This is a genomic window from Bacillus sp. 7_6_55CFAA_CT2 (assembly GCF_000238655.1).
Classification (GTDB): domain Bacteria; phylum Bacillota; class Bacilli; order Bacillales; family Bacillaceae_G; genus Bacillus_A; species Bacillus_A cereus.
Map to the genome: position 1 here is coordinate 323,159 of NZ_JH414708.1, position 18,945 is coordinate 342,103.

The following is an 18,945-nucleotide window of genomic DNA, read 5'->3' on the forward strand; positions in this document are numbered from 1 at the left end:
CCATAAAACAACCATTAAGAAAAAATAGTTTCACATGAAACAAGTTACAGAAAAAGACAAGATATGTAAACATCTTGTCTTTTTTGTCGTTACATTTTAGGAGCTTCCATTCCAGCCGCAGCCCATTCTTCTTTTGCGGGGCCATATACGCCAGGAACTGTTAAGCCAGCTTGTCGCATTAAAACCGTCATTTGTCCGCGGTGGTGATTTTGATGATTAATGAGTGTCATTAGAAATATAGAATTCGGCATAGGGCGACCAAAGAAGTCATTAATAGTAGCTAAGTCTTTATCAGTCCATTTACTTTGAAGTGTTTCAACAAAAGCCGCGTTTACTTTACGGTATTCATCTGCAATTGTTTTTGCAGAAGTTGGAACAGGATAATCTTTCGTTTCTCCTTCAAACTTTAGCCCTGTGCCAGATAGTATAACAGGAATTGCCGTCACGATATGCCAAGCAACTCTACCTAACGTCCAATGTTCAGGTGCAATTTCCTGTGATAAAGATGCATCGGTTAATGAATCAAGCATTTTCTCAGTAGACTCTGCTTCGTATGTCCATGATTGCAAGAAGCCTTCAATAGTTTGGTACATAGTTATCCCTCCTATTTTTGTTCATAGATTAAATTCGTGAGAGATAATATAATCCCTGTTCCACAAGAAATAATTAATTAAGCATTGCTACAATATGAAAACAATTAGAAAATATTTGTAAAAGTGTCAGGAAACGAATGTGCTCATTCGTATATATAATGAATAAAGAATAGGATAAAGAGTGGTGATAAGGGTGAAGGATATAGAAATAGTAGAAGGTCTTCGGAAACAAGATATGTTAGCATTACATACAGTAATTGATCGATATGGAGATTTAATTTATAAGGTAGTTCATAGTATTTTAGATACTGCACAGAGTAAGGTGTTAGTGGATGAATGTGTTGACGATATTTTATTAATCGTTTGGTACAACATTAGTAGTTATGATGAAAATCGTGGGAAGTTTAGAAACTGGCTTATATCTGTCGCTAGGTTTAAGGCCATCGATTATAAACGAAAAAGTAATAATTCTTATCAATTACAAGAGTTTCAGCAAGAAATATATGAAGATAGAAAAAATGTCAATTTAACAAAAGAAGAGCGAGATTATAATTTTTACGTTTTAATTAAAGAATTGAATGAAGAAGATAAGAAAATTTTTATAAAAAGGTATTTAGATGAATATAGCGTACAAGAAATAGCGCTTGAATTCGGTATGACACGAGATACGGTATATAGTAGGCTTTCAAGAGGGAGAAAGAAATTGAAGAAGCTGCTGGGGGGGAAAAGGAATGAATAAAGAAAAGTTACTTCAGGAATTAAATAACTTACAGTATAGCGATAATTGTGTAGATGATTATAGAAATGATGAGAAAATAGATAAAAAGAAAATAGATCGTACAAAAGAAGTTGTAACAAAAACAATTTTAATGAAACGTTGTTATGAGGTTGTACAAGAAGAGTTACAGGGAAGCGAAGAGATTTTATATAGTATGCTTGCCGAAAATCATCGTGTGAAAAATTGGCAGACAGGCACAGCAATGACATTAGGGATAGGCGTTCTTGCAATGAACTTCGGTATTAATAATGTGTTAATCGTTACAAATAAACGGTTGTATATGTTTTTTATGGATCGTTATTATAATGAAGTTGATTTAAAAGTATGTGTATTGAATGAAGTAGCTTATATGAAAACAATATTAGACCGTAAAGGTGGAAGTGAGTTTCTGCATATAAAGTATAAAAATGATAACGAATACGTATTATTGGGAAATGCTGATGATTACAGAGAGTTATTTCAAATAGTAGGTAGGTTGAAAATAGCGAATGGAATAGAATTGAGATTACAAGATAAGAAATTAAAGAGAAAGTTAACTTTAAAACGAAGTGTGTTCAATATAATCATGTATTTACTTGTTATATATATTATGTACAAAGCCTATGTTAATTTTATGCCATAATAGGAAAAGACGGCTTCACATATATGAAGCCTCCTTTTTAATTAACTTTCTTCCCACTCTTCCTTATCAACCATAAGAAATAAGGTGCTCCAAGTACAGCAACGACAAGACCAGAAGGAATTTCTTTCGGATATGCGATTGTACGTCCAAGTAAGTCAGCAACAGAAAGAAGGATTGCTCCAAATAGTGCTGAACAAACGAATAGTCTTTGATGATTCATACCAACAATAATTCTTGCTAAGTGAGGTGCGACAAGGCCTAAAAAGGCAATTGTACCGACAGCAGCGATATTTACTGATGCAAGTAGTGTCGCTAGCACAATCAGAGCAAGACGTGTTTTATTTACTGGTTGCCCAAGTCCAGTTGCTAAATCGTCTCCAAGTACGAGAACGTCAAGTTGTTTTATTAAGAAAAAGATAATGAATACAAGAATTAGAGATGGATATAGAATGATATTTTCTAAGTGATTCCATCCTCTTGCATACGTACTGCCAGATAACCATGTTAAAGCAGCGGCAACATTCAAATTGGCTCTAACGATAAAGATTTGAATAATTGCCGAGCCAAGTGCAGAAATACCAATTCCTATTAAAGCAAGGGCTGTTGGGCTAAATCCTGATTTCCATGAAAAGAAGAGGACAATTCCTACTGCAAGTAGTCCGCCGATAAATGCACCAATTGGTAGAAAGAAACCAGGAAGTGCAGGAAAGACATACATAATAGTTAAAGCACCAACACCAGCTCCCGATGAAATACCAATAATAGAAGGATCGGCAAGTGGATTTCGTAATATACCTTGGAAAACAAGACCACTTATTGCAAGGCATGCGCCAGCAATAGCAGCAACGAGCATTCTTGGTAAACGAAGATTCATCATCATGTTTTTGTCAAATAGTGTTAATTGACCTGATATAACATTTGTAATACTTTCGATATAAGCGTTACTACCGATTGTAACACCAAGAGCAATCGTCACAATACAAAGTGTGATAGATATAATGATTACCTTTTTATAAGAGTAATAGCGGGAACTAGCTCCAGCTGCATTCGCACCGTTATCATTCATATATTGTTTCGACTTCATCATTCGGTACACTAAGTAAATAAGCCAAGGAGATCCAATCATTGCTGTGACTGCCCCAACAGGAAGTTCTGCACCGGTTGGATCTATTAATTTACCGACAACATCTGCTCCAAGTAATAATACTGCCCCCCATAAGAAAGAAGAGAGAAGAAGAGTAAAGTGTTGACGGTATCCGATAAGGCGCATTAAATGAGGCGCAACTAAGCCGACAAATCCAATTGGTCCAACAACAGTAACAATTACTGCTGTTAAAAAGATTGCAGCAATGAAGGCGATAAGACGTGTTACTGCTGTTTTTTCACCAAGAGAAACAGCAACATCATCACCAAGTAAGAGAATGTTGAGTTTACGAGACATAAATAGTAAAACTAGGAAAGAAATAATGATAAATGGAAAAGCAAATTGAACGCCATCCCAGTTATTTTGAATAAGAGAGCCAGCTCCCCATAAAAATAAACCAGCTGTTTCATTTTCATAGAAAAGCTGCATCGTTCCGGTAAAGGCAGAGAGCATTAATGTAACGACCATACCAGCTAATGCCATTCTAAGTGGGGTTCCCTTTTTTCCACCAGAAATACGGTATACAAATAAAGCAGTAATAGCACCGCCGATAAATGTGAACAGAAGAGAATTAATTTGTAAACCTTTCGGTAAGAAAATTGTAGCCGCTACTAGAAAGAAATATGCGCCAGAGTGAATACCCATTGTACTGGATTCAGCAAGTGGATTTTTCGTTAACGTTTGTAAAATAACCCCTGATGCAGCAAGAGCGCCTCCAGCTAAAATGGCAATTACAGCTCTAGGTAATCGAAGCATGATTAAAGTTTGATGTTCTAGCGATTGGTTCGGTGAGATAAGAGCATCAATAATCATACTATAGGAAATGTTTGCTTGACCTTGTCCGATATGAATAAAGAAAAGGAGGAGCAAGAGAGCTGCTCCTCCTCCGAATACAAGACTTGCTCGAAGTGTGTGTTGTAAGCTATTCATCGTGTAATCACTTCTTCGCTGTCATTACATCTGCTACTTGTGTTGCTAAAGATGTTGCAGACTCAGGACCACCGAAAATCCAAGTATCGCCTTTTAATTTATACATTTTGTTTTCTTTTTTGAACTTTAATTCTTCCCAAGCAGGGTTGCCTTTTAGTTGCGTGTCAAAAATGTTATCTTCATCCGCTACAATGTAAATGAAGTTTGAATCTTGTACACTTTGTAATGATTCTACAGTTGTTTGTTTGAAACCATCTGGCTCAGATTTTCCTGCTTCAAAAGTATTTGTTAAACCTAATTTTTTTGTAACTTGTAAAGCTAAAGAATTGTCAGTTAAGATACGGAATGTTGGTACGTTTTTAGCAGTAAATGCTTGTGCCATTGCTATGTTTTTATCTTTTAAGTCTGCTTTCTCAATTTTTGCTTTTGCATCAGCGAATGCTTTATCCATATCAGCTAATACTTTTTTACCTTCTTCTTCTTTTCCAACTGCTTTTGCAATTTGTTTAAATGTTTCTGTCATTTCAGCAAAGTGATCGTTATTACTTGTTGATGGATCAAACATAACTGTTGGTGCAATTTGCTCTAATTCATTTTTAATTGCTTTACCACGGAATGAAGCTGTGATAATTAAGTCTGGTTTTAAACGGCTAATTTCTTCTAAGTTTGGTTGTTGACGTGTCCCTACATCTACAACATCTTTACTCGGTTTTGTTTTTGTATTTACCCATTTATTATAATTCTTAATGTCTGCCATCCCTACTGGCTGAACACCAAGTGCTAATAAGTCTTCTGAATATACCCACTCAAGTACAACTACTTTTTTCGCTGGTTTATCTAACTTCGTTTCCCCTTCAGCGTGTTTAATTGTTATAGCTTGATTTTTATTGTCCGCTTTTGTTTCTTTTTTCTCCTCTTTTTGCTGTCCGCATCCAACAGCGAATAGAAGAACTACTATGAAAATACCGAGAATTTTCTTCATCTTCTGCCCCCAAATTAAGTGTTTTTTGTAACTAGTACCATAAGTGAAAATGGTTATCAATTACAACACCCAAATCATACTATGAGGGTATTTTAAGTGTCAATATATTTTTAAAATTTTGACGAAAAATAACGAATTATACGGATTTTTATATATTATAGTCGCTATTTATGAAGAATAAGCCTCTTTACTAAAAATATTGGCGAATGTGGAAAGTTTAAATGGGAAAGTGGCTGTGTACGATAGTGTAATGTGTATTGTTAATAGTCTGTGGAGATAAGGCGAAAGTACAAGCAAAAGGAGAGTGAATCGCATGTAATAATTACTAGAATGTATGGAGGAAATCTGTGTTTTATCCCCGACTAGGCAAAGTATTTCTTTGTTATTTAGATAGGTGTTTTTTAAGTCGGTGATTGCGCTAAAAAGATCGAATGTAAAGGAAGTGATCAACATGTCTTCATGGAGCAATAACGTAAATGGATATTGTGGGTGTAATAATCAAAATGGTGTACATGTTGATTCATGCTGTTTTAGTTGCGATGGGACAGTTCCTAAAGTTGGTCCAACCGGTCCGACGGGGGCAACAGGAGCAACAGGCCCAACGGGGGCAACAGGAGCAACAGGCCCAACGGGGGCAACAGGAGCAACAGGCCCAACGGGGGCGACAGGAGTAACAGGCGACACAGGTCCAACGGGAGCGACAGGAATAACAGGGGCAATGGGCCCAACAGGAGCGACAGGCCCAACAGGAGCAACGGGTTTAACGGGGGCGACAGGGGTAACAGGAGCAACAGGCCCAACAGGAATAACAGGGGCAACAGGAATAACAGGGGCAACGGGTCCAACGGGGGCGACAGGAGTAACGGGAGCAACGGGTCCAACGGGAGCGACAGGCCCAACAGGAGCAACAGGCCCAACGGGATCAACGGGATCAACAGGCCCAACGGGATCGACAGGTTCAACAGGATCAACAGGTTCAACAGGATCAACGGGTTCAACAGGATCAACGGGTTCAACAGGTCCAACGGGAGCAACAGGATCAACAGGCCCAACGGGAGCGACAGGTTCAACAGGATCAACGGGAGCGACAGGTTCAACAGGATCAACAGGTTCAACAGGTTCAACAGGATCAACGGGTTCAACAGGTCCAACGGGAGCAACAGGAGCAACAGGCCTTACAGGAGCAACAGGTACAAGTATCACGGCGACATATGCATTTGCAAATAATACGTCGGGAACAGCGATATCGGTACTTCTTGGTGGAACGAATGTCCCGCTTCCGAATAATCAAAATATCGGTCCTGGTATTACGGTTTCCGGGGGAAATACAGTATTTACGGTTGCAAATGCTGGGAATTATTATATTTCATATTCGATTAATATAACAGCTTCATTATTGGTCAGTTCACGAATTACAATTAATGGAGCACCACTTGCTGGGACGATCAATTCTCCTGCGTTAGCAACTACATCATTTAGCGCAACAATTATTACAAATCTTGCAGCAGGAGATGCTATTAGTTTGCAACTATTTGGTTTGTTAGCTGTTGCAACATTATCAACAACTACACCAGGAGCTGTATTAACGATAATAAGATTAAGCTAAATAATAACTCTCTTACTTTTTTAAGATTAGGAGAGTTTCTACATATAATAAGAAGTTAATGAAGTAAAGCATAGTGATATAAAAGTCAGAATATTATGATTGTAACGTTATGGTGACTATAATATAATGAAAACAACCTCATGAATGAACATTCATTTATTTTTGATGTATTTGAAGGGGGAATGAAGGTGGAAAAACCATGGTTGAAAAGTTATCCAGAGGAAATTCCAAGTACGATTTCTTATGATATTCAGCCGCTTCATAAATATGTAGAACAGATGGCTTCTCGCTATCCAGAAAAGAAAGCGCTTCACTTTTTGGGGAAGGATATTACATTTTCACACTTCCATGATAAAGTGAAGAAATTTGCAAATTATCTTCAAAAGCTCGGTGTGGAAAAGGGTGATCGAGTTGCTATTATGTTGCCGAATTGTCCGCAAGCTGTAATTGGTTATTACGGTACATTACTTGCGGGAGGTATCGTAGTACAAACCAATCCACTGTATACAGAAAGGGAATTAGAATATCAGCTTCATGACTCGGGAGCAAAAGTAATTCTTTGCCTCGATTTAGTGTTTCCAAGAGTAACGAATGTTCAATCTGCTACAAAAATTGAGCATATTATCGTAACTCGCATTGCGGACTTTTTACCATTCCCTAAAAATCTATTGTATCCATTTGTGCAGAAAAAACAGTCGAATTTAGTTGTGAAAGTATCAGAGAGTGAAACGATTCATCTTTGGAATTCAGTAGAAAAAGAAGTGAATACGAATGTTGAGGTGCCTTGTGATCCTGAAAAAGATCTAGCTCTTTTACAGTACACAGGAGGAACAACCGGATTTCCGAAAGGCGTTATGTTAACGCATAAAAACCTTGTCTCTAACACGTTAATGGGAGTTCAATGGTTATATAATTGCAAAGAAGGAGAAGAAGTCGTTCTTGGGGTTCTTCCATTTTTCCATGTTTATGGTATGACAGCTGTTATGAATTTAAGTATTATGCAAGGATACAAAATGGTCCTTATTCCAAAGTTTGATATGAAAATGGTTTTTGAAGCGATTAAGAAGCATAAAGTGACATTGTTTCCAGGTGCACCAACCATTTATATCGCTCTTTTAAATAGTCCACTTTTAAAAGAATATGATATTTCTTCTATTCGTGCTTGTATTAGTGGATCAGCACCACTGCCAGTAGAAGTACAGGAAAAGTTCGAAACAGTTACAGGTGGTAAACTAGTAGAGGGATATGGTTTAACAGAATCCTCTCCAGTTACACATAGTAATTTTTTATGGGAAAAGCGAGTGCCAGGTAGCATTGGAGTTCCGTGGCCAGATACAGAAGCAATCATTATGTCACTTGAGACTGGTGAGGCATTACCGCCAGGAGAAATAGGGGAAATTGTAGTGAAAGGTCCTCAAATTATGAAAGGATACTGGAATAAGCCAGAGGAAACAGCGGCTGTATTGCAAGATGGCTGGCTCCATACAGGTGATGTTGGCTACATGGATGAAGATGGATTTTTCTATGTGAAAGATCGCAAGAAAGATATGATTGTCGCGAGTGGATTTAATGTGTATCCTCGTGAAGTTGAAGAAGTACTATATGAGCATGAAAAAGTGCAAGAAGTAGTGACAATTGGAGTTCCAGATCCGTACCGAGGAGAGACAGTTAAAGCATTTGTTGTGTTAAAAGAAGGTACGGAGTGCTCTGAGGAAGAATTAAATCAGTTTGCACGTAAATATTTAGCGGCTTATAAAGTGCCGAAAGTATATGAGTTTAGAGATGAATTGCCAAAAACGACAGTAGGGAAAATTTTACGCCGTGTTCTAATAGATGAAGAGAAGAGAAAGAATGAGGATGAGCAAACGGGCTAAGGCCCTTTCTTTTTGAAAAAATAGGATTGACACTTTTCTAAATAGTCAGTATTATAAGAATATGAATGACTATTCATTCAGTCATCTTCTTGAAGGGGACAGTAAATTGAAGAAAAATAGACCGAAATACAATCAAATTATTGATGCGGCAGTCATTGTGATTGCGGAGAATGGGTACCACCAAGCGCAAGTTTCTAAAATCGCAAAGCAAGCTGGGGTAGCTGATGGCACGATTTATTTATATTTTAAAAATAAAGAAGATATATTAATATCCTTATTCCAAGAGAAGATGGGAGAATTTGTCGAAACAATTCGTCAAAAAACAGCAGGAATTGAAAGCGCTGTATCGAAGTTATTCATGTTGGTAGAAACGCACTTCTTGCTGTTGTCGCAAAATGATCCTCTTGCTATCGTTACGCAATTAGAGCTAAGGCAGTCCAATCAAGACTTGCGCCTTAAAATAAATGAAGTATTAAAAGGCTACTTACAAGTTATGGATGAGATTTTAGAGACTGGTATAAAACAAGGTGAATTTCAAGCAGATTTAAATGTTCGCGTGGCAAGACAAATGATCTTTGGAACAGTAGATGAAGTTGTGACCAATTGGGTAATGAGCGATCATAAGTATGATCTGGTCGCACTTTCAAAAACGGTACACGGGCTACTTATTGCAGCTTGTGGTTATCGTCAATAATGGGAGGGATCATGTTGAAATTCCTATCTGTAAGAGTTGAAGATCATATCGCGGTGGCGACATTAAATCACGCACCAGCGAATGCGATGTCTTCACAAGTTATGCATGATGTTACTGAATTAATTGATCAAGTGGAAAAGGATGATAACATTCGTGTTGTTGTTATTCATGGTGAAGGACGTTTCTTCTCAGCGGGAGCAGATATTAAAGAATTTACATCTGTTACTGAAGCGAAGCAAGCAACAGAATTAGCACAGCTTGGACAAGTTACGTTTGAGCGTGTTGAAAAATGTTCAAAACCAGTTATTGCGGCAATTCATGGAGCGGCACTGGGCGGCGGCCTTGAATTTGCTATGTCTTGCCACATGCGCTTTGCAACTGAAAGTGCAAAACTTGGTTTACCTGAATTAACACTTGGATTAATTCCTGGCTTTGCAGGTACACAGCGCTTACCACGTTATGTTGGGAAAGCGAAAGCTTGTGAAATGATGTTAACAAGTACACCAATTACTGGTGCAGAAGCATTAAAGTGGGGACTTGTTAACGGATTGTTCTCTGAAGAATCTCTTTTAGATGATACGCTTAAAGTTGCAAAACAAATTGCTGGAAAAAGTCCAGCAACAACTCGTGCTGTACTAGAGTTATTGCAAACGACAAAATCGTCTCATTACTATGAAGGTGTACAACGTGAATCACAGATTTTTGGTGAAGTATTTACGAGTGAAGATGGAAGAGAAGGTGTAGCTGCATTTTTAGAAAAGCGTAAACCTTCATTTAGTGGCAGGTAGTTCAATTATTTTTTTAATATAAATTAACAGAAAATTAAAATTGATAGAATCTTTCTGAAAAACAAGGGGGTAAATGGAATGAACATCTACGTACTCATGAAACGAACATTTGATACAGAAGAAAAAATCGTAATTAAAAACGGTGCAATTTACGATGGCGAAGCGGAATTCATCATCAACCCTTACGATGAATATGCAATTGAAGAAGCAATTCAAGTAAGAGACGCACAAGGTGGAGAAGTTACAGTTGTAACAGTCGGTGGCGAAGATAGTGAGAAAGAACTTCGTACTGCATTAGCAATGGGCTGTGATAAAGCTGTATTAATTAATATTGAAGATGATGTAGAAAATGGTGACCAGTTCACGACAGCAAAAGTGCTTGCTGAATATTTAAAAGATAAAGATGCAGATTTAATTTTAGGCGGAAACGTTGCAATTGATGGTGCATCTGGACAAGTAGGACCACGCGTAGCTGAAGCGTTAAATATTCCGTATGTAACGACAATTACAAAACTTGAAATTGACGGTACAAATGTGAAGATTGAGCGTGATGTTGAAGGTGATACAGAAGTGATTGCAACTTCATTACCAGTTTTAGTAACAGCACAGCAAGGTTTAAATGAACCGCGTTATCCATCGCTTCCAGGTATTATGAAAGCGAAGAAAAAGCCGCTAGAAGAATTAGAATTAGATGATTTAGATTTAGAAGAAGATGATGTGGAAGCAAAGACAAAAACAATTGAAATCTATTTGCCTCCTAAGAAAGATGCAGGAAAAGTGTTACAAGGCGAGCTGCAAGATCAAGTAAAAGAACTTGTATCGTTGCTCCATACAGAAGCGAAAGTAATCTAATAAAATACGAAATTATATATGCAGGAGGGAAAATCTATGGCTCGTAAAGTATTAGTAATGGGTGAAGTTCGTGATGGATCGCTACGTAACGTTTCTTTTGAAGCGGTAGCAGCAGCAAAAACAATTGCAGAAGGCGGTGAAGTAGTAGGTCTTCTAATTGGAGACAGCGTTGCCTCTTTTGCAAATGAATTGATTCATTACGGTGCAGATCGCGTTGTGACAGTTGAAAATGATAAATTAAAATCATATACATCTGATGGTTATGCACAAGCGTTTTTAGCTGTACATGCTGAAGAAAATCCAGAAGGTATCGTTTTTGGACATACAGCACTTGGTAAAGATTTATCACCAAAATTAGCAGCGAAGCTTGAAGCTGGTTTAGTTTCTGACGTAACTGCTTTAGAGGTTGAAGGTGGAAATGTTATCTTCACTCGTCCAATTTACTCTGGTAAAGCATTCGAGAAGAAGATTGTAACAGACGGCATCTTATTTGCGACAGTGCGTCCAAATAACATTGCAACTCTGGAAAAAGATGAGTCTCGCAGCGGTGACGTATCTTCTATTACAGTTGATGTGAAAGATTTACGTACAATCATTCAAGATGTTGTCCGTAAAACAGCAGAAGGTGTGGATCTTTCTGAAGCAAAAGTTATTATCGCTGGCGGACGTGGTGTGAAGAGTGAAGAAGGCTTTAAGCCATTAAAAGAGTTAGCAGACGTACTAGGCGGCGCTGTTGGGGCATCTCGTGGTGCTTGTGACGCTGAATACTGTGATTACTCATTACAAATTGGTCAAACTGGTAAAGTTGTTACGCCAGACTTATACATTGCATGTGGTATTTCTGGTGCGATTCAGCATTTAGCAGGTATGTCTAACTCAAAAATAATCGTTGCGATTAATAAAGATCCAGAAGCAAGTATCTTTAAAGTAGCTGACTATGGTATTGTCGGTGACTTATTCGAAGTTGTACCTCTTTTAACAGAAGAGTTTAAAAAGTTAAAAGTACATTCATGATTTAAGTACCCTTGAGTTCCAAGTGAAGTACCCCTATATATAGAAAAAGGTGAGAGATCCCCTGTCTCTCATCTTTTTAGTATTTAATCCGTATTTTTATATAGTATAAAGGAACATTTTTTTGTTACAATACATAACGATACATATTATTCGCCACGTATATAAGTTAATGATATACTCTTGGTAGAATATACTTGAAGGAGGAAATAAAATGGCAATTGTAAACGCAAATGACCAAAGCTTCGCAGCAGAAACTAGCGAAGGTGTTGTATTATTAGATTTCTGGGCACCTTGGTGTGGACCTTGTAAAATGATCGCTCCTGTATTAGAGGAAATTGATGCAGAACTAGGCGAAAAAGTAAAAGTAGTAAAAGTAGACGTTGATGAAAACCAAGAAACTGCTCGTCAATTCGAAGTAATGAGCATTCCAGCTCTTTTCGTATTAAAAGACGGTAAAGTAGTTGATCAAGCGTTAGGTTACAAACCGAAAGAAGCGTTAGTAGAATTAGTTTCTAAACACTTCTAAAATAAAAAAGCTACCATTTGGTAGCTTTTTTTATTTTCTTTTTTACAGTCTTTCCGTTACAATAAAAGAACGTATGTTGGGTGTTTGGGCATAGTATGTTTTCAAGGGAAAATAAAAATGCTAAGTATGTAGAAATGGAGGGAGACGAGTGCACGAACATTTGAAAGAGAAGTTGGCTATTTTACCAGATCAACCTGGTTGTTATTTGATGAAAGATAAGCAAGGAACGGTTATATATGTCGGAAAGGCAAAAGTGCTTAAAAATCGTGTGCGCTCGTACTTTACTGGTTCACATGATGGGAAAACACTGCGGCTTGTAGGAGAAATTGTTGATTTTGAATATATTGTAACTTCTTCGAATTTAGAAGCACTTATTTTAGAGTTAAATCTAATTAAAAAATATGATCCGAAATATAATATTCAATTAAAAGATGATAAAACATATCCTTTTATTAAAATTACAGCGGAGAAGCAACCTCGCTTACTCATTACTCGAAACGTAAAAAAAGATAAAGGGAAATATTTTGGTCCTTATCCAAATGCACAATCTGCTCATGAAACGAAAAAACTGCTAGATCGTATGTATCCACTTCGGAAATGCACGAATATGCCAGATAAAGTTTGTTTGTATTATCATATGGGTCAATGTTTAGCACCTTGTGTGAAAGAAGTGACGGAAGAACAAAATAAAGAAATTGTAGATGAAATTATTAAGTTTTTAAATGGTGGACATAAAGAAGTTCGTTCAGAACTAGAAATAAAAATGTATGAGGCTTCAGAGAAACTAGAGTTTGAACGTGCAAAAGAGTTGCGTGATCAAATTGCTCATATTGATGCGATTATGGAAAAACAAAAGATGATTATGAGTGACTTAGTGGATCGTGATGTGTTTGGATATGCAGTGGATAAAGGATGGATGTGTGTTCAAGTTTTCTTCGTTCGAAAAGGAAAGCTAATTGAACGTGATGTTTCTATGTTTCCAATTTACGATGAACCAGAAGAGGGTTTTTTAACGTTTATCGGCCAATTTTATGAAAACAGTAGTCATTTTAAGCCGAAGGAGATTGTCGTTCCAGGAAGTATAGACTCGGAATTAGTAGAGCGCTTTTTAGAAGTGGAAGCGACGCAGCCGAAACGTGGTAAGAAAAAAGACCTTGTAGAATTGGCAAATAAAAATGCGAAGATTGCTCTTGAAGAGAAGTTTTACTTAATTGAACGTGATGAAGAACGAACGATTAAAGCGGTAGATCATTTAGGGAAGCAGCTTGGGATTGAAACGCCATATCGTATTGAAGCGTTTGATAACTCAAATATTCAAGGAACAAATCCCGTTTCTGCAATGATTGCTTTTATCGATGGGAAACCGGCGAAGAAAGAGTATCGAAAATATAAAATTAAAACGGTTCAAGGACCAGATGATTATGAGTCTATGAGAGAAGTTGTGAGGCGCCGTTATACAAGGGCGCTTAAAGAAAATTCACCTTTACCTGATTTGATTATTATTGATGGAGGAAAAGGCCATCTAGCGGCTGCAAGTGATATTTTAGAGAATGAGCTCGGATTATATATTCCGATGGCAGGTCTTGTAAAAGATGATAAACATAAAACCTCCCATTTAATTATTGGGGATCCACCGGAACCTGTGATGCTTGAGAGAAATAGCCAAGAATTTTATTTATTGCAGCGTATTCAAGATGAGGTGCATCGATTTGCGATTACATTCCATCGTCAATTACACGGGAAATCTGTCATTCAATCAGCATTGGATGATATTTCAGGAATCGGTGATAAACGGAAAAAGGTATTGTTAAAACATTTTGGTTCATTAAAGAAGATGAAAGAAGCTTCTATAGAGGAATTTGTCGAAGCGGGTATGCCGAAAAATGTCGCGGAGACGATTTATACGTATTTAACAGATAAGAAGACGTTGTAGTTTACAACGTCTTCTGTTTTTTGGTATAATTTCTGAAGATTTAAAATAAATGCATCTGAATGAAAATACAAAAAAGTCAACTAAACTGATATGTCTAGTTGACTGTAGGTAATGCTTACACTTCAATGAGATCTTTTATATCCCATTTTACAAGAAATGTAATAGAGTCAGAACGTTTTTTCTTTTCTTCGTATGACTCTGCAACGACGTTCCGTTGCTTTTGGATTTGTTCAGCGATGAATCCGGCTTCTAGTTGATAAGAAGAATGTCGTTTTTGTTTTTGACGTTCTGCGATGAGTGTGCCTTTAAGTTGGAACTGCATTTCACGACGCTTATGTTCAACAATGCTTAAAGTGCCCCAGCCAGCCTTTTCAAAGAACTGAATGACTTCTTCAATTGTTTCTAGCGGATATTTTCTTGCAAGGTTTCTACCAGACCAGTATAAAATACCATCTAAATCGTTGCCGATTAAATCAGGTAGTAATTCTTCACGTAGCAATTCATAAGCGAAGGCGTTCAATGAAACATCTTCTAAAGATGTTGTATCGATTGTATTTTTACTCACAATATTCCCCTCTTTCTATAGGGATTATTATATAACATTTCACATTTATAAAAACAGATTTTTCTTTAGGAAAATCTGAATATATAAGAAGAAAAAAAGAATTGGCAAATTATATGCAAATTATGTATACGTTTTCTTGACGCTTCGACAAAAATAGGAGTAAAATGAACTTGGTATCAAATTATGCTGAAATATTTCGAATAATTTTTTCAGTTTTTCTTATGCCAATAGTGAAAAAACATTATTGTCATAAACTAATCTGAAAACAGCAGTCAAACATTCAAGGGGGGTAATGGGGACATGAAAGGCCGCGAGTATACGTTTCGTAAGTGGCACTCATTAATGGGGGTCATCCCGGTTGGTGTCTTTTTGACGCAACATTTAATTGTAAACAACTTTGCAACACGAGGAGCAGAGGCTTTTAACAAAGCTGCAGGCTTTATGGAGCTCCTTCCATTCCGGTATGCGCTAGAAATTTTCATCATCTTTTTACCGATACTGTACCATGCTATATATGGCTTATATATTGCATTTACAGCTAAGAACAATGCGGTTTCTTACGGTTATTTCCGTAACTGGATGTTCGTTTTCCAAAGAATTTCAGGTATCGTTACGCTGATCTTCATTTCTTGGCACGTCTGGGAAACTCGTATTCAAGCAATGTTAGGTAAAGAGGTAAACTATGATATGATGGCAGATATTTTAAACAATCCAGCTATGTTTGCATTCTACTTAGTTGGTGTTGTTTCAACAATTTTCCACTTTGCAAATGGACTATGGACATTCTGCATCAGCTGGGGAATTACAGTATCTCCACGTTCACAAAGAATCTCTACTTATGTAACATTAGCTATTTTCTTAGGTTTATCTTATGTAGGTGTGAGTGCATTATTAGCGTTCATCGATCCACAGCTAGCAAACCAGTAAGGAGTGGGAGAGCATGAAAGGGAAACTTATAGTAGTCGGCGGTGGCTTGGCTGGCTTAATGGCAACGATTAAAGCGGCAGAAGCAGGAGTAAATGTTGAACTGTTTTCTTTAGTACCAGTAAAACGTTCACATTCTGTATGTGCTCAGGGCGGAATTAACGGTGCCGTAAATACGAAAGGTGAAGGGGATTCTCCATGGATCCACTTTGACGATACAATTTATGGTGGGGACTTCTTAGCGAACCAACCACCAGTTAAAGCAATGTGTGAAGCAGCACCTGGTATCATTCATTTAATGGACCGTATGGGTGTTATGTTCAACCGTACGGAAGAAGGACTTCTTGATTTCCGTCGATTTGGTGGAACGCAACATCACCGTACAGCATTTGCTGGTGCAACAACTGGACAGCAATTACTTTACGCATTAGATGAGCAAGTACGTCGTCACGAAGTAGCAGGACTTGTAACGAAATATGAAGGTTGGGATTTCTTACGAGCTGTTGTTGATGATGAAGGTGTGTGCCGAGGAATCGTTGCACAAGACTTACAAACTATGGAGATTAGAAGTTTCGGAGCAGATGCCGTGATTATGGCAACAGGGGGCCCTGGTATCATTTTCGGAAAATCAACAAACTCCATTATCAATACAGGTACAGCAGCTTCTGCTGTATATCAACAAGGCGCATATTATGCAAACGGTGAGTTCATTCAAATTCACCCAACGGCAATTCCTGGAGACGATAAATTACGTCTTATGAGTGAATCTGCACGTGGTGAAGGTGGACGTGTTTGGACATATAAAGATGGTAAACCATGGTACTTCTTAGAAGAAAAATATCCGGCTTACGGAAACCTTGTACCTCGTGACATCGCAACGCGTGAAATCTTTGATGTTTGCGTAGAGCAAAAACTAGGTATTAACGGTGAAAACATGGTGTACTTAGATCTTTCTCATAAAGATCCAAAAGAACTAGATATTAAACTAGGTGGAATTATTGAAATCTATGAGAAATTTACAGGGGATGATCCTCGTAAACTACCGATGAAAATCTTCCCAGCTGTTCACTATTCAATGGGCGGACTATGGGTTGATTATAAACAGATGACAAATATTCCAGGTTTATTTGCAGCAGGTGAGTGTGATTATTCTATGCACGGTGGTAACCGTCTTGGTGCAAACTCACTATTATCAGCAATTTATGGTGGTATGGTAGCAGGACCAAACGCAATTGAGTATATGAAAGGTCTTTCTAAATCATCTGATGCTGTTTCATCTACTGTATATGAGCAAAATGAATTAATCGAAACAGAGAAATTTAACAATATTTTAACGATGGATGGTAACGAAAATGCGTATGTTCTTCATAAAGAGCTTGGAGAATGGATGACAGATAACGTTACAGTAGTTCGTGAAAATAAAAAATTATTAGAAACAGATGCGAAAATTGAAGAATTAATGGCTCGTTACAAACGTATTAACATTAACGATACAGCAAGATGGAGTAACCAAGGTGCTTCATTTACACGCCAACTTGCAAATATGTTTGAGTTAGCACGTGTTATTACAATTGGCGCATATAACCGTAATGAGAGCCGTGGGGCGCATTACAAACCTGAATTCCCAAATCGTGATGATGCAAACTTCTTAAAAACTACGATGGCAAAATTTGAGGGAGAAGGAAATGCACCAGCATTCCATTACGAAGACGTTGATATTTCATTAATTAAACCGCGTAAACGTGATTATTCTTCAAAACACGATGTAGCTGCTAAGGGTGAAGAGAAGGGGGATAAACAACATGTCTGAGAAAACAATCCGCCTCATCATTACGAGACAAGACGGGCCAGATGCGCAAGCGTTTGACCAAGAGTTTGAAATTCCATATCGTCCGAATATGAATATTATCTCAGCACTTATGGAAATCCGTCGTAATCCCGTTGATTCAAAAGGGAATCAAACAACTCCGATTGCATGGGATATGAACTGCTTAGAGGAAGTATGTGGTGCATGTTCGATGGTGATTAACGGAAAACCACGTCAATCATGTACGGCACTTATCGATCAATTAGAGCAACCAATTCGCTTAAAACCGATGAAGACATTCCCGGTTGTACGTGACTTGCAAGTTGATCGTAGTCGCATGTTTAATGCTCTAAAACGCGTTAAAGCGTGGATTCCAATTGATGGTACGTATGACCTAGGTCCAGGACCAAGAATGCCTGAGAAAAAGCGTCAATGGGCTTATGAGCTTTCAAAATGCATGACATGTGGTGTTTGCTTAGAATCATGTCCAAACGTAAACAGTAAGTCTGATTTTATTGGACCAGCACCGTTATCACAAGCTCGCTTATTCAACTCACATCCAACGGGTGAAATGCATAAAGCAGATCGCTTACGTGCAATTATGGGAGATGGAGGACTAGCAAACTGTGGTAACTCTCAAAACTGTGTGCAATCATGTCCGAAGGGTATTCCTTTAACAACTTCAATTGCGGCATTAAACCGTGATACAACAATTCAATCGTTCAAAGATTTCTTTGGTAGCGATAATAACTATTAATAAATATTGCCTCTTCATATCGAAGAGGCAATATTTATAACTATATTTTTCTGTTTATTCTGTTTATTTTAAGGTGAAAAGGAGAGATAACAATGAAGAGGATTTCTTATATTGAAGACTTTGAGCAATGGGAAAGTGGTTTTTCGTTTTACAACCCTGTAAAGGTTCGTTTTGGTGAAGTAGATATGTTTGGACATGTAAATAATGTCGTTGCTTTTACTTATTTTGAAGAAGCTCGTATTGCGTTGTTTAAAGAACTTGGATTTATGCAAGAGTGGACACATGCATCATCAGAAACGATGATCGTTGTTGCGGATTTACAATGTAATTTTATTAAGCAAATATATTTTGATGAACAGTTGAAGGTGTATGTAAAAGCAGGGTCGGTTGGGAATTCTTCTTTAGATTTACATTATATGGTGAAGAATGAAGCAGGAGAGGTTTGTTTAGTAGGTCGTGGAATGATGGTTCAAGCGTCGAAAAAAACAGGAAGAGGCGAACCATGGCCTGAAGAATGGAAGAAGAAATTACTACAATAATAGAGTGAAAGAAAAAT

At 37.6% G+C, this 18,945-nt stretch carries 18 protein-coding genes; 14 read left to right on the forward strand and 4 right to left on the reverse strand.

The annotated features are described in order from the left end of the window. Positions 1-89: 89 nt before the first annotated feature. On the reverse strand, positions 90-593 hold the full coding sequence (locus tag HMPREF1014_RS01820) for a DinB family protein (protein WP_000284965.1): 504 nt from the start codon (positions 591-593) through the stop codon (positions 90-92). Positions 594-828: 235 nt separating this feature from the next. Here HMPREF1014_RS01820 and HMPREF1014_RS01825 point away from each other — a divergent pair, with 235 nt between their 5' ends. Continuing rightward, positions 829-1,332 (forward strand): sigma-70 family RNA polymerase sigma factor, encoded by a 504-nt coding sequence (locus HMPREF1014_RS01825; protein ID WP_232291885.1) that lies wholly within the window; start codon positions 829-831, stop codon positions 1,330-1,332. Further along, the gene (locus HMPREF1014_RS01830; RefSeq protein ID WP_001031128.1) at positions 1,325-1,993 is read left to right on the forward strand and encodes a hypothetical protein; all 669 of its coding nucleotides are present in this window, start codon (positions 1,325-1,327) and stop codon (positions 1,991-1,993) included. Before HMPREF1014_RS01825 ends, HMPREF1014_RS01830 begins: the two co-directional genes overlap by 8 nt. A 37-nt stretch (positions 1,994-2,030) precedes the next feature. Here the strand turns inward: HMPREF1014_RS01830 and fhuB are convergent, their stop codons facing one another. After that, positions 2,031-4,067, reverse strand: coding sequence for a Fe(3+)-hydroxamate ABC transporter permease FhuB (gene fhuB / locus HMPREF1014_RS01835; protein ID WP_001087095.1), 2,037 nt, complete (start codon positions 4,065-4,067; stop codon positions 2,031-2,033). 7 nt (positions 4,068-4,074) lie between these two features. After that, positions 4,075-5,049, reverse strand: a complete 975-nt coding sequence (locus HMPREF1014_RS01840) for an ABC transporter substrate-binding protein (protein ID WP_000721843.1) — start codon at positions 5,047-5,049, stop codon at positions 4,075-4,077. 451 nt (positions 5,050-5,500) lie between these two features. Between HMPREF1014_RS01840 and HMPREF1014_RS01845 the strand changes: the two genes are divergently transcribed. From HMPREF1014_RS01845 to uvrC, 8 genes are all read left to right on the forward strand, one after another. Further along, positions 5,501-6,655, forward strand: a complete 1,155-nt coding sequence (locus HMPREF1014_RS01845) for a BclA C-terminal domain-containing protein (protein ID WP_000100382.1) — start codon at positions 5,501-5,503, stop codon at positions 6,653-6,655. 188 nt (positions 6,656-6,843) lie between these two features. Beyond that, positions 6,844-8,529, forward strand: coding sequence for a long-chain-fatty-acid--CoA ligase (locus HMPREF1014_RS01850; protein ID WP_000414734.1), 1,686 nt, complete (start codon positions 6,844-6,846; stop codon positions 8,527-8,529). A gap of 106 nt (positions 8,530-8,635) precedes the next feature. Beyond that, complete coding sequence (gene fadR / locus HMPREF1014_RS01855) at positions 8,636-9,223, forward strand: fatty acid metabolism transcriptional regulator FadR (RefSeq protein WP_000742223.1); 588 nt, start codon at positions 8,636-8,638, stop codon at positions 9,221-9,223. A gap of 11 nt (positions 9,224-9,234) precedes the next feature. Next, entirely contained in the window at positions 9,235-10,011 is a 777-nt protein-coding gene (locus HMPREF1014_RS01860; RefSeq protein WP_000911292.1) for an enoyl-CoA hydratase, read from the forward strand. A gap of 78 nt (positions 10,012-10,089) precedes the next feature. After that, positions 10,090-10,863, forward strand: a complete 774-nt coding sequence (etfB, locus tag HMPREF1014_RS01865; RefSeq protein ID WP_001029028.1) for an electron transfer flavoprotein subunit beta — start codon at positions 10,090-10,092, stop codon at positions 10,861-10,863. 36 nt (positions 10,864-10,899) lie between these two features. Next, the gene (gene etfA / locus HMPREF1014_RS01870) at positions 10,900-11,877 is read left to right on the forward strand and encodes an electron transfer flavoprotein subunit alpha (protein ID WP_000101945.1); all 978 of its coding nucleotides are present in this window, start codon (positions 10,900-10,902) and stop codon (positions 11,875-11,877) included. A 211-nt stretch (positions 11,878-12,088) separates the two neighbouring features. After that, positions 12,089-12,403: a thioredoxin gene (trxA, locus tag HMPREF1014_RS01875; RefSeq protein WP_001018943.1), complete on the forward strand. Its 315-nt coding sequence runs from the start codon at positions 12,089-12,091 to the stop codon at positions 12,401-12,403. A 148-nt stretch (positions 12,404-12,551) separates the two neighbouring features. Continuing rightward, complete coding sequence (uvrC, locus tag HMPREF1014_RS01880; protein ID WP_000544297.1) at positions 12,552-14,336, forward strand: excinuclease ABC subunit C; 1,785 nt, start codon at positions 12,552-12,554, stop codon at positions 14,334-14,336. Between the two features lie 115 nt (positions 14,337-14,451). Here the strand turns inward: uvrC and HMPREF1014_RS01885 are convergent, their stop codons facing one another. Continuing rightward, positions 14,452-14,901, reverse strand: coding sequence for a YslB family protein (locus tag HMPREF1014_RS01885; RefSeq protein ID WP_000042226.1), 450 nt, complete (start codon positions 14,899-14,901; stop codon positions 14,452-14,454). 300 nt (positions 14,902-15,201) lie between these two features. On the opposite strand from HMPREF1014_RS01885, the gene sdhC reads away from it, so the two are divergent. From sdhC to HMPREF1014_RS01905, 4 genes are all read left to right on the forward strand, one after another. Next, on the forward strand, positions 15,202-15,828 hold the full coding sequence (gene sdhC, locus HMPREF1014_RS01890) for a succinate dehydrogenase cytochrome B558 (RefSeq protein WP_000678354.1): 627 nt from the start codon (positions 15,202-15,204) through the stop codon (positions 15,826-15,828). Positions 15,829-15,841: 13 nt separating this feature from the next. Next, positions 15,842-17,635 carry a succinate dehydrogenase flavoprotein subunit gene (gene sdhA, locus HMPREF1014_RS01895; RefSeq protein ID WP_000676750.1) on the forward strand — a complete coding sequence of 598 codons (1,794 nt, stop codon included), beginning with the start codon at positions 15,842-15,844 and terminating at the stop codon, positions 17,633-17,635. Next, a complete protein-coding gene (gene sdhB, locus HMPREF1014_RS01900) occupies positions 17,628-18,389 on the forward strand; it encodes a succinate dehydrogenase iron-sulfur subunit (RefSeq protein WP_001291827.1) in 762 nt (253 codons plus the stop codon). Before sdhA ends, sdhB begins: the two co-directional genes overlap by 8 nt. 92 nt (positions 18,390-18,481) lie before the next feature. Continuing rightward, positions 18,482-18,928, forward strand: a complete 447-nt coding sequence (locus HMPREF1014_RS01905; protein ID WP_000822736.1) for an acyl-CoA thioesterase — start codon at positions 18,482-18,484, stop codon at positions 18,926-18,928. The last annotated feature ends 17 nt before the right edge of the window (positions 18,929-18,945 follow it).